The sequence below is a fragment of the Pleionea litopenaei genome (genome assembly GCF_031198435.1).
GTDB lineage: Bacteria > Pseudomonadota > Gammaproteobacteria > Enterobacterales > Kangiellaceae > Pleionea > Pleionea litopenaei.
The window spans coordinates 2,722,358-2,735,089 of record NZ_CP133548.1; the positions used below are offsets into that span (position 1 = coordinate 2,722,358).

Sequence of the window (12,732 nt, forward strand, 5' to 3'; positions counted from 1 at the left end):
AATATCCCTCGATTATCTCACGATTATTACAGACCTAAGATAAAATCAACTACACTTTAAAGACAGTCTACAATAACGATAAGAACTCACCTACAAAGGAGAGCTTGCCATGTTACGTACTGCCATCACTTACTTGTCGATTGCAACTTTCGGCTTAGTTGGTTGCAACAATGATTCAAAAAACGCCGAAAAGAGCCAAAAATCCCAAACGCCAGTTGTCGAAACAACTTGCTCAGTGACGATGGGCTGGGACCCTTGGGAACCCTACATGTATTTAGCACCAGGAAACAAAGTATCAGGTTTAGATATCGAATTAATTCAAGCACTTGCAGCTGAATCGAATTGCGAGCTTAACTTTGTTCAAGATCAGTGGATGCGCTTGCTCGAAAAACTCGAGCAGGGAGAAGTTGATCTAGTCGCCGGAGCATCGGTTACGGAAAAGCGCAAAAGCTACGCTCTTTTTTCTGAGCCTTACCGAGCCGAGAATTTCGTTCTTTACGTGCGATCGGGTGAAAAAGATAGCTTTCCTAAGACTTTCAAAGACATAGTCGAATCGGGTAAAAAAATTGGCGTCACAACCGATTATATATACGGCGACCAAGTGTCCGATTTTCAAGATGATCCGAACTATACAAAACAGTTTGTGTATTCTTCAGTCGGTGAAGCCAATTACTATAACCTGATGCAACATAACGTTGATGTGATCATTGAGGATCCCTTTGTTGGCGCGTACAACATTAAGCGCAAAGGTATCGAAGACCAGATCGACAAGCTAGACATACAAATTCACAGTGGTGATGTGCATTTAATGTTTAGTATGAAATCGGTGGATCATACTATCTTGACCCGCTTTAATGAGGCACTAAAGACCCTTAAGGCCAACGGGAAGTACAAACAAATTTTGCAGAAGTACATGCTCTAAGCAATACGGATTAAGCCTAAGCTATCGCTTAGGCTTAGCCTTAAATGTCTTCGCCCATCTCACGTTTAATATCTAACATATCGGCAAAAATTTGTGTTTTACTAACGCCATTGTCGAGCAACGCTTGATACACTGCCATCACCATTGCTGGCGAGCCGGATATGTAAAAATCTTTATTCGGTAAGTCAGACAAATCATTGATTGCAGGCTCATGAGCAAAGCCAGTTTCACCTAACCAGTCAGACTGTTCACCTGAAATAACAGGTACATAGTTGAAGTTAGAGAACGCGCTCTGCCATTGTTTCGGTAAGTCGTCTAAATAGAGATCACTTGAGTGTTGGGCACCCCAATACAAGTGAAAATTTCTTCGATCTTGTTTAGCGAAAGCAGATTCAAGCATCGCTTTGATCGGCGAGAAACCCGTTCCACCAACAATACACACGACATCTCTGTCACTGTCTCGCAGAACACATTGTCCCATCGGAATTTGCACGTGGGCAGCTTTCGTCTGCTGAAGTTGTTCAACGATTTGCTCAGCCAACTCATGGCCGGGTAATAAACGAATGTGTAGTTCAACGTGGCTATTTTCTTCTGGTGCATTTCCTATCGAAAAGGGTATCCAGCGTCCGCCATCAACTTGTAATGTTAAATATTGTCCGCCTTGGTAGGTCAATTGACTCAACTCATCGGCAACCAACTTCACTCGATAAACATCCTTTCCGAGTACATCCAGTGACTCTACCTGACAAAAAATTTCCTTAACTGTCATTCTAAAATTCCTAATTCATCCCAAATTTCATCAACGCGTTTTTTTACCTGAGGATCTTGAGAAATCACTTCACCCCATTCTCTATCCGTCTCTCCTGGCCACTTATTGGTGGCATCAATACCCATTTTTGATCCTAAGCCAGAAACCGGCGAAGCAAAATCTAAGTAATCGATGGGAGTATGATCGATGAGGGTTGTATCTCTACTCGGATCCACTCGAGTGGTAATGGCCCAAATAACATCTTGCCAATCTCGAGCATTCACGTCGTCATCCGTAACAATTACAAACTTAGTATACATAAATTGACGTAAGAATGACCAGACGCCGAGCATGACTCTCTTCGCATGACCCGGGTATTGTTTTTTCATAGTGACCACCGCCATTCGATATGAACAGCCTTCAGGTGGTAGATAAAAGTCGACGATTTCTGGGAATTGCTTTTTTAAAATAGGTACGAAGACCTCATTTAAAGCGACCCCTAAAATTGCGGGCTCATCGGGCGGACGTCCAGTATAAGTACTGTGGTAAATCGGAGCCTTACGCATGGTGATCGCTTCTACGGTGAACACCGGAAATTCGTCGACTTCATTATAATAACCAGTATGGTCTCCAAAAGGCCCTTCAGGTGCTGTTTCATCGGGATAAATATATCCTTCAAGAACCATTTCTGCAGATGCAGGAACTTTCAACTGATGAAGCACTGCTTGCGTCAACTCGGTTTTCTTACCTCTAAGTAGACCCGCAAAAGCATATTCACTCATTGAGTCGGGAACCGGAGTAACGGCCCCTAGAATCGTCGCAGGATCAGCGCCGAGCGCAACGGCTATAGGAAAGGGCTCACCTGGATGGGCTTGTTGCCACTCTTGAAAATCAAGTGCGCCACCACGATGAGACAACCAACGCATGATGACTTTATTTTTTCCAATCACTTGCTGGCGATAGATCCCAAGATTTTGTCGAGACTGGTTTGGCCCCTCGGTGATCACTAATCCCCAAGTGATCAAAGGACCTGCATCACCAGGCCAACAGGTTTGTATTGGTAAACGAGACAGGTCGACATCGTCTCCACGCCACACCACTTCTTGGCAAGCAGCGTTTTTGACGTTTTTTGGAGCCATGTTTAACACTTGCTTGAAGATTGGTAACTGTGACCAAGCTTCTTTAATTCCTTTGGGGGGATCAGGCTGTTTCAAAAAGGCCAGTAATTCACCAATTTCTCTTAAAGCCTCGATGTCTTTCTGACCCATTCCCAAAGCGACTCGTCGAGTTGTTCCAAACAGATTCGCTAACACCGGAATATCGCTGCCTTTCGGATTTTCAAATAACAGCGCTGGACCTCCCGCCCGCAAAGTCCGATCAGCGATTTCAGTCATTTCTAAGTAAGGATCAATTGGGTGAGAGATTCGCTTCAACTCACCCATGGCTTCTAATTGCTCAATAAAATCTCGCAAATCACGATATTGCATAATTAGGACGTATCAATGAAACGCTAACTAACGTTTCATTGACTCAAAGAACTCGTCATTGGTCTTGGTCAACGCCAATTTATCGACCAAGAACTCCATGGCTTCAATTTCTTGCATTGGATGAACGATTTTTCTCAAAATCCACATTTTTTGCAGCTCATCAGGAGTGGTCAGTAAGTCTTCTTTTCGAGTGCCGCTGCGGTTGATATTAATAGCCGGGAACACACGTTTTTCAGCGATTTTACGGTCTAAATGCAGCTCCATATTACCGGTACCTTTAAACTCTTCATAGATAACCTCATCCATTTTAGAGCCAGTATCAATCAGTGCCGTGGCAATAATTGTTAAGCTTCCACCTTCTTCGATATTTCTTGCCGCACCGAAGAATCGCTTAGGTCGTTGCAAAGCATTAGCATCAACACCACCGGTTAACACCTTACCCGACGATGGAATAACGGTATTGTAAGCACGCGCGAGGCGAGTAATCGAGTCAAGCAGAATGACGACATCCTTCTTGTGCTCTACTAGACGTTTCGCTTTCTCAATGACCATCTCGGCGACTTGAACATGACGACTCGCTGGCTCGTCAAAGGTCGATGCTATCACTTCGCCGCGCACCGAACGTTGCATCTCGGTAACCTCTTCAGGCCGCTCATCAATGAGCAAAACAATTAGCGTACAATCTGGATTGTTCCCGGTAATCGACTGAGCAATGTTTTGCATCATCATCGTCTTACCAGCTTTCGGAGGCGATACAACCAATGCTCGCTGACCTTTACCAATGGGTGCCGCCAAGTCGATCACTCGCGCCGTAATATCTTCACTACTGCCATTACCACGTTCCATTCGGATGCGCTCATCTGGATGTAAAGGCGTTAAGTTTTCGAAGAGGATTTTGTTGCGGGCATTTTCAGGGCTATCGTAATTTATTTTGTTGACTTTCAATAGCGCGAAATATCGTTCTCCATCTTTCGGAGGACGAATTTTTCCCGAAATAGTATCACCCGTTCTTAAACTGAAACGTCGAATTTGACTTGGAGATACGTAAATATCATCCGGACCGGCAAGATATGAGGAATCTGCACTGCGCAAAAAGCCGAAGCCATCGGGAAGAATTTCAAGCACACCATCGCCAAAAATGTCTTCGCCAGACTTAGCGTGAGCTTTCAAAATTGAGAAGATAATATCTTGCTTGCGGTTACGGGCCATATTATCAATGCCCATTGATGCTGCAAGTTCAGTTAGTTCAGAAGCTGATTTCTGTTTTAGTTCCGTTAGATTCATGGCTGGATTTGTCGAGTGGTTGTTAGATTGTTATTGGTATCAAAACAATGAATAGGTTCATTTTAATACCGCTTGATTTTGTCGATCTTGACCCTTTGATCTTGGTTCCGTCGAATAAAATGTATCGAATAAACTAAATCTATTTTAACTATATAAATCTATTTAACTGTATCGATAAATTTAAACAAGGTGATTGCTTTAGCCTGGACTTAAAGAAATAGGGAGGCCCCACAGGAAAGCTAGATAGAAAATTAGCATTAAATCCCGACCCTGTCCAGCTTTCAGCCGAAAGAATCGGGACATCTTCGAAAATGACTTCTTGATTACGGCAAAAAGTTAAATGTTCGAATCTAAGAAGGCTACCAATTGTGATTTATTGACTGCGCCAACTTGAGTTGCTTCGGCAGCACCATTTTTAAACAACATTAGCGTTGGAATACCGCGAATTCCATATTTTGGAGGCGTTGCTCGATTTTCATCGATGTTCAGCTTAGCAACTTTAACCTTGCCTTGATACTCGCTAGCGATTTCATCAAGGATAGGGGCAATCATCCGGCAAGGACCGCACCATTCTGCCCAATAATCCACCAATACTGGTACATCTGATTGTAAGACTTCGGTTTCAAAACTATCGTCGCTTAGGTGGACAATTTGTTCGCTCATTAGCAGGTATCTCCTGAAAAGGTTTCATGTTCGAATTCATTAGCTAGAGAGCTAATTTGGGGTTAAGTTTGACAAATTTCAAGTGAGATATCAAAACTATCGGTTCCCAAATTCAATATTGGCGATTAAACTGGACAAAATTCACTGAGAAATCAAAACGATTGGCTCTCAGGTTCGTTCGTATCGCGCTCTAAGCTACTTTAGGTATCGCGGCCAATCGATGAGAAAACTATACAATATATGACTAAACATCTCTCCGAAATTCCATTTCGTGCTATTGGACTCGATCCTCGATTGATCAAAGCACTCGATAAGCATCAATTCAATTTTTGCACGCCCATACAAGCATTAAGCTTGCCTCTTGCCCTGAAGGGACAAGATGTAGCGGGGCAAGCGCAAACAGGAACCGGTAAAACCATTGCTTTTCTACTCGCTGTATTTGATGAATTGCTGACGTTACCCGCCGACCCGAGTCGACTACAAAACGAACCCAGAGCCATTATCATGGCGCCGACCAGAGAGCTGGTGGTCCAAATCATGGCTGACGCCGAAAAGCTATCTGAGTTCACTAAACTGAAAGTCGGCGCCGTGTATGGTGGCACTGGCTACGATGAACAACGTACCATGTTACAACAAGGCGTCGATATCCTTGTGGGCACTACTGGGCGACTGATCGATTATTTGAAACAGGGAGTGTATCGACTCGATGCCATCGACGTCGTTGTGCTCGATGAAGCCGATCGTATGTTTGATCTTGGATTTATCGCCGATATTCGTTACTTATTCAGACGCATGCCACCGGCAAACGATCGTCTAAATATGCTCTTTTCAGCAACGCTCTCTCATCGCGTACAAGAGCTGGCTTATGAACATATGAATACGCCACAACACGTTCAAGTTGAGCCAGAACAGGTGACCGCGAAAAAAGTAAGAGAAGAACTTTATTACCCCAGTAATTCCGATAAATTATCCTTGCTACTTGGGCTTTTAAATCGAGACCAGCCAGATAAAAGTATGATTTTCGTGAATACTAAGCGAGACGCAGAAACCATCTATTCCATGCTAAAAGCGAATGACTGGAAGGTCGGCCTGCTTACTGGTGATGTTCCTCAGAAGAAACGAATGTCTTTATTAGATAAATTCAAAACCGACGAATTGCCCGTTCTAATTGCAACGGACGTAGCCGCTCGAGGCCTTCATATTGATAATGTCAGCCATGTCTTTAATTACGATTTACCCGAAGATGCTGAAGACTATGTTCACCGCATCGGTCGAACTGCTCGCGCGGGTGCAGATGGCGATGCGATATCCTTTGCTTGTGAAGACAGTGCGTTTGCGCTGCCAGCGATTGAAGAATACATCGAACACAGTATCCCCAAAAAAGAAGTGACCAGTGAGCTACTCGCTGAGGTTAAAGCCTTTCAGGTACGCCGAAATAATAATAACAAAGGCAGACCACGTAAGCGCCCTCAGCAACAAGGAAGATAATTAGTTATGTCTAATGCTGCAAGCACGCCCGTGATTGTTGCCGTCGATTTAGGATCGAACAGCTTTCATTTAACCTTGGCGCAATTGCAGCACAACAACTTACAGATCATCGGGCGGCTGAAAGAAAAAGTGCGTTTAGCGGCCGGACTTGATGAACAACATTATCTTACTGAAGAAGCTCAACAAAGAGCGCTCGCTTGCTTGCAACAATTTAATGAACGCTTAGCCGATACGCCCGCTATTAACGTACGTGCAGTCGGCACCTACACTCTGCGTAAAGCAAAAAATGCACAACAATTCTTACTTAAAGCACAACAAGTTTTAGGTTATCCCATTGAAGTTATTTCTGGGCGTGAAGAAGCACGATTAATTTTTGAAGGTGTCGCCCACTTTCAACTCACCAATAAAAAACAGTTAATTATTGATATCGGCGGTGGCAGTACAGAGTTTGCTATCGGTCAAGCATTCGAACCTGTATTACTCGATAGTTTACAAATGGGATGTGTCTCTTTTACTCAAAAGTATTTCCCCGACAATCAATTGTCGAAACGAAATTTCAAGCGCGCAATCATCGCTGCTCGGTTAGAACTAATTTCAATTCAAGACTTGTATCTAAGAGAAGGTTGGGAAGCAACCATTGGTACATCGGGAACAATAGAATCCATCTTAGATATTTGCCGAGTGAATAATTTCAATCAATCAGAAGTGACTCTTGATTGTCTGCAAAACTTAAAGCAGCAATTGATCGATATGAAAGATTTTGAACATATCGACTTGCAGGGCCTTCCTGAAAATCGACGAGAAATACTGCCAGCAGGATTAGCGATTCTTATCGCTATTTTTCGTACATTAAAAATCGATAAGATGGCCACGTCACCGGCCGCGCTGCGTGAAGGTTTGCTGTATGAGCTAGTCGGCTTAGAAAAAACGGCCGATATTAAAGAGCGGGCGATTAAAGGTTTAATCGCTCGTTATCATATCGATATGGATCAAGCGCGACGAGTGAACCAAACCGCACAGCAACTTTGGCAACAGGTTGCGAAATATTGGGAACTTGACGACGATTACTTTAAACAGATGCTTAGTTGGTCAGCTCGCTGTCATGAAGTCGGATTAAGCATTAACTTTAGTAAACAACAAAAACACGGCGAGTACATTATTAAAAACACAGATTTGAGTGGCTTTAGCATTCCTCAACAAAGACTCTTGGCGCTGCTGGTTCGCTCATTTCGTCGCAAATTTCCGATGCACCGATACGAAGCCATTGACGATGAGGCTTTACGAATTAAAATGATTCGTCTCGCAAGACTGTTGAGGTTAGCGGTAATTTTTAATCATCGTCGCCGTGACCTACAGTGGCCCAAAGCAACCATTAGCATTGATAAAGACCATGTACAGATTCAATTTCCAGAGGGGTATTTGGATGAACATGGATTATTAGAAGCGGATCTCGAACAAGAGCAAGCTTACCTTGCTTTGGTAAACTTGCCTTTCGACTATTCTTAACCGTTACTAGTATCGGTTATCAAATAACAACTCTTTCATCGACTTCTGTTGACTCGATGGACTGCGCTTTTGAACCACATAATTATTCACATTCGAACACGCATCGTTTTCAGCAAAGTAGAGTCCTTCAGCAAACACTGGATCTTGTAAACTGCCCCAGTCAGCAACAATTTGATCCGTCACATTACACTGTGCATTAATCCCGTTAAAGTAATCGCCAAATCCATTGGCATTCGTCACTTTGAAGTTAATAGCTGACATAACCATCTCACAGTATTCCTGCGGCGACATGCCTATTGGCTTACCGCAAGTCGTATCGCCGACAGTCACGACTTCAATGAAAGGATCAATACCGTTGATGATCATTTCACTCGCCGAACATGTGTTTTCGGTCGTTAAAACTATCAGCCTACTGATATCCAGTTTGTTGACTAGATTGTCGAAATAATAGGTACTGTTTTGATCCGAGTGTTTATCATTGAACTCCAAGGTTCCAAAAATAGACCCTGACGTAGTATCTCCGCCAATCAGCGAACCGAGTTGCTCAGCAATTGAAATTCGACCACCGCCGTTATAGCGTAAGTCCAATATTAATTGCGAAGGGTTAACTGCACTCAAGGTTGCAAAGGCTTGGTTTAACTCGGCCGCAGAAGGCTCAATAAAACCATGCTGAAATGACAAGTAGCCGACCGTTCCAGCACTGGTATTAAACGTTTCGACATCGAACACTGTGTTTGTACTGACTTGACCTTTCGTCATTTGGGTAGAAATCGTTTGATCGTTACTGTTGATGTAGGTGATATCGATTGTATATCCGTCTTGGTCTGGCCCATAGACCGTTTCGCCACTCAAATTTTGCGCCTTAATTTCAGTGGCCGTATACCCGTTTATTTCTATCAGGCGGTCTCCGCGTTTCAATCCAGCTTGGTCAGCTCCCGAACCTGAGAAGACATACCTTATGACATAAGCATCAGCGACCTGAGTAGTGTTTGAACTAAACCCATACCCAAAATAGCTACCACTGTTAAAAAACTCATCATACTCAGCTCTCGTGAGTACATAGGAAAATCTGTCATCAGGGGAGCGAACTGCATTGAGCATTTCTTCGATAGAGACATAACCTTCAGGATTAATTTGATCCGGCAAATCAGAGTAAAACAAATACCAATCTTTCAAGTAATCAAACCACACTAAATTCTGATCGGGTAAAGAACACGCCGGATATTCACCAGAACCATTTAAGTTGTTTGAATTATCACTGTTACTACATCCGGCAAGGATAAAGGTGGACAGCGATACTAAAAGCGCTTTTTTTAAAAACATAATAAGTCACTCCGGAATCATTTCACTTAATCTTACCGATTATCTTTGTTCAAAAAAAGTACAGAATTGGCAAAATACTCAATTATACTAATCTGAACTTGGACAAATATGGTCGAGCAAATACTTCTGAGCTCGAATCGGTGTTTCTCCATCAACAGCAACGTTTTTGATGTATCGACCATCGCTATGCAACTCCCAACTTTGACTGTTATCTTGCAAATAAATATCGATGGTTTCTGATACCAGCCGTTTTGCCAGTTTCTCATCGGTAACAGGAAAACAAGTTTCTACTCGATGATAGAGGTTTCGGTCCATTAAGTCGGCACTGGACGCAAAGACTTGCGGCTCACCATTATTAGCAAAGTAGAAGACGCGAGAGTGTTCTAGAAAACGCCCTACAATAGAACGAACTCGAATATTGTCTGAAATATTCTTGAGGCCTGGTCTAAGGCAACAAATTCCACGAATAATAAGATCAATCTCTACTCCTGCTTGTGACGCCTCATACAATTTTTCAATTAAGGTTGCTTCCGTGAGTGAGTTCATTCTTAATTTAATAACACCTTCTTTCCCTGCACGCTTGTGCAGAATTTCTTGGTCTATTAAGTTGATTAAACCAGAATGAAGCGTGAAGGGTGCTTGCAACATCAACTTCATATCATAGGCTTTACCCATGCCTGTTAACTGTAGAAATACTCGCTGAGCATCGTCACACAGCTTTTTGTTGGCCGTTAATAACCCAACATCGGTGTATAACTTCGCTGTTCCTGCGTGGTAATTTCCGGTACCTAAATGTGTGTAATGGCGCAGTTTCTTTTTTTCTCGCCGTGTCACCACACAAAGTTTTGCATGCGTTTTGTATCCTACGACGCCATAAACAACCAAAGCGCCTGCATCTTGCAATTTATTGGCAAACTCAATATTTGCTTGCTCATCAAATCGAGCGCGTAATTCAACCACAGCGGTGACTTCTTTACCCGATCGCGCGGCATCAATTAATGCCTCAACAACGGGAGAGCTTGAACCACTTCGATACAAGGTTTGCTTAATTGCAAGTACATCAGGATCTGCGGCAGCGGACCGTATGAAATTAACCACCGACTCAAAGCTTTGATAGGGATGGTGCAACAAAATATCGTGTTGTTTTAATACTGAAAAAATACTACTGGATTTAGCCCGTAATAATTTCGGAACAGACGGAGTAAAAGATTTAAACTTTAACTCAGGACGTTCGACCATATCACTGAGGCTAAGTAAACGATTTAAATTCACTGGGCCATTAACGCGATATAATTCTTGTTCAGTCAGATTACATTTTTGCAATAAAAACTGAGCAATTTTATCAGGGCAATTGTCAGCCAATTCCAGTCGGACTGAGGTACCAAAGTCGCGACTTTGCAATTCTAATTTTAATGCATTGGCTAAATCTTCTACATCATCTTCGTCAACAAACAAATCAGAGTCACGCGTCAAGCGAAATTGGTAACAGCCTTTTACTTTCATACCCGGAAAAAGCTCTTCCGCATTGGCATGAATGATCGCCGAGAGAAAAACAAAATTGTCGCCTTTGCGACATAAGTGTTTGGGCAATTGAATGATTCTAGGCAGTGATCGAGGCATATGAACAACCGCAAAATCACTTTCTCGACCAAAGGCATCTTTGCCTTCTAAGGCTACGATAAAATGTAGACTTTTATTCACTAGCCGAGGAAAAGGATGGGCTAGATCTAAACCAATCGGACTGATAACCGGTGCTACTTCATTAATAAAATAATCTTTGATCCATTGAGCTTGTTTGTCGGTCCAAAGGCTTCGACGTAAAAAGTGAATATTTACCGTCGCCAATTGAGGTAGCAGTACATCGTTAAAAATACGATATTGTTCGGTCACCATTTCGTGGCAGGTTTTACTAATTTCAGCCAGCGCTTGAAGTGGCGTTAAGCCGTCTGGCCCTAGTCGTTCAGGATGATGATTCGCCCAGTGCACTAATGAAGCAACGCGAACTTCAAAAAACTCATCGAGGTTATTACTAAAAATAAATATAAAACGGATACGCTCGAGCAAAGGCAAGTCTTCATCTAAAGCTTGCTGCAGTACTCGCCAATTAAATTGCAAAAAGGACAACTCTCGATTGATGTAAAGCTCGGGATTTTTTAAATCTATTAAGGACTTTTTAGTGGGCGGGTGAATATCTTCAAGATAACTGGCGAGTGCTTTAATTTCTTCAGTGTTGTCGCTTTGATCCAAAGAAGTAGAAGTATCACTCGCCATCATGTATTTACTCTTTAAGCCATTGGGCTATTGATTTTGCATAATAAGTTAGAACGGCATCGGTACCGGCACGCTTAAAACAAGTCATTGCTTCGGTTACTACCGCTCGTTCATCTAACCAACCATTTTGACAGGCAGCTTTTAGCATCGCATATTCACCACTAACATGATAAGCAAAAACCGGCACGTTAAATTCTTCTTTGGTCTGGCGAATAATATCCAAATAAGGCATTCCGGGTTTTACCATGACCATGTCTGCACCTTCTTCAATATCGAGTGCAATTTCATGCAATGCTTCAGCTGAATTGGCCGGGTCCATTTGGTAGTTCTTTTTATCCGCTTTTCCGAGTTGCGCCGAAGAGCCGACTGCATCACGAAAAGGTCCATAATACGCTGACGCATACTTGGCTGAATAAGCGAGTATTTTCGTCAATACGAAGCCTTCTACTTCAAACGCTTCTCGGATAACACCAACGCGACCATCCATCATGTCCGAAGGTGCGACTATATCAGCGCCTGCCGTCGCATGACATATCGCTTGCTTCACCAACACATCTACCGTTTCATCATTGAGCACATAGCCTGATTGATCGATAATTCCGTCTTGCCCATGGCTGGTGTAAGGATCCAAAGCGACGTCTGTTATAACCCCCATCTCAGGGAAACGTTGTTTTATGGCAGAAACAACCTGCGGGACCAATCCTTCTTCATTATAGGCTTCTTCAGCTAACAAGGATTTTTTATCGGTATCAATAACCGGAAATAGAGCTATCGCAGGAATTCCTAGCGTTAACAATTGCTCGACCTCGGCTAACAACAAATCCAGTGACAATCTCTCGATACCTGGCATTGAGGGTATCGCCTGTCGTTTATTCTGGCCATCCATAACAAACATTGGGTAAATCAAATCGTCGCTGGTGAAACGATGTTCAGCGACCATCCGCCGCATAAAATCGTCGCTACGATTTCTACGTTTACGGGTCGCAGGGTAAAAACCACTTGTTAAACCACTCACCAAATACTCCTCGTTATTGTGTGAC

10 protein-coding genes are annotated in these 12,732 nt (G+C 43.0%); 3 read left to right on the forward strand and 7 right to left on the reverse strand.

What is annotated here, in order from left to right; all coding sequences use genetic code 11:
- Positions 1–109 precede the first annotated feature (109 nt).
- The gene (locus Q9312_RS12235; RefSeq protein WP_309201138.1) at positions 110–922 is read left to right on the forward strand and encodes a substrate-binding periplasmic protein; all 813 of its coding nucleotides are present in this window, start codon (positions 110–112) and stop codon (positions 920–922) included.
- Positions 923–962: 40 nt separating this feature from the next.
- On the opposite strand, the gene Q9312_RS12240 is transcribed toward Q9312_RS12235, so the two are convergent.
- From Q9312_RS12240 to trxA, 4 genes are all read right to left on the reverse strand, one after another.
- Entirely contained in the window at positions 963–1,691 is a 729-nt protein-coding gene (locus tag Q9312_RS12240) for an NAD(P)H-flavin reductase (protein ID WP_309201139.1), read from the reverse strand.
- Complete coding sequence (gene ubiD, locus Q9312_RS12245) at positions 1,688–3,157, reverse strand: 4-hydroxy-3-polyprenylbenzoate decarboxylase (RefSeq protein WP_309201140.1); 1,470 nt, start codon at positions 3,155–3,157, stop codon at positions 1,688–1,690. Before ubiD ends, Q9312_RS12240 begins: the two co-directional genes overlap by 4 nt.
- Before the next feature lie 27 nt (positions 3,158–3,184).
- Positions 3,185–4,441, reverse strand: a complete 1,257-nt coding sequence (gene rho / locus Q9312_RS12250) for a transcription termination factor Rho (RefSeq protein WP_309201141.1) — start codon at positions 4,439–4,441, stop codon at positions 3,185–3,187.
- Between the two features lie 336 nt (positions 4,442–4,777).
- Entirely contained in the window at positions 4,778–5,104 is a 327-nt protein-coding gene (gene trxA / locus Q9312_RS12255; RefSeq protein WP_309201142.1) for a thioredoxin TrxA, read from the reverse strand.
- Positions 5,105–5,344: 240 nt separating this feature from the next.
- Here trxA and rhlB point away from each other — a divergent pair, with 240 nt between their 5' ends.
- Positions 5,345–6,592, forward strand: a complete 1,248-nt coding sequence (gene rhlB / locus Q9312_RS12260; RefSeq protein WP_309201143.1) for an ATP-dependent RNA helicase RhlB — start codon at positions 5,345–5,347, stop codon at positions 6,590–6,592.
- Positions 6,593–6,598: 6 nt separating this feature from the next.
- Positions 6,599–8,098: an exopolyphosphatase gene (ppx, locus tag Q9312_RS12265; protein ID WP_309201144.1), complete on the forward strand. Its 1,500-nt coding sequence runs from the start codon at positions 6,599–6,601 to the stop codon at positions 8,096–8,098.
- Positions 8,099–8,104: 6 nt separating this feature from the next.
- Here ppx and Q9312_RS12270 read toward each other — a convergent pair whose 3' ends face one another.
- From Q9312_RS12270 to hemB, 3 genes are all read right to left on the reverse strand, one after another.
- On the reverse strand, positions 8,105–9,421 hold the full coding sequence (locus tag Q9312_RS12270) for a S41 family peptidase (RefSeq protein WP_309201145.1): 1,317 nt from the start codon (positions 9,419–9,421) through the stop codon (positions 8,105–8,107).
- An 87-nt stretch (positions 9,422–9,508) separates the two neighbouring features.
- Positions 9,509–11,695: a polyphosphate kinase 1 gene (gene ppk1, locus Q9312_RS12275; RefSeq protein ID WP_309201146.1), complete on the reverse strand. Its 2,187-nt coding sequence runs from the start codon at positions 11,693–11,695 to the stop codon at positions 9,509–9,511.
- Positions 11,696–11,699: 4 nt separating this feature from the next.
- The gene (hemB, locus tag Q9312_RS12280) at positions 11,700–12,707 is read right to left on the reverse strand and encodes a porphobilinogen synthase (RefSeq protein WP_309201147.1); all 1,008 of its coding nucleotides are present in this window, start codon (positions 12,705–12,707) and stop codon (positions 11,700–11,702) included.
- Between the last annotated feature and the right edge of the window lie 25 nt (positions 12,708–12,732).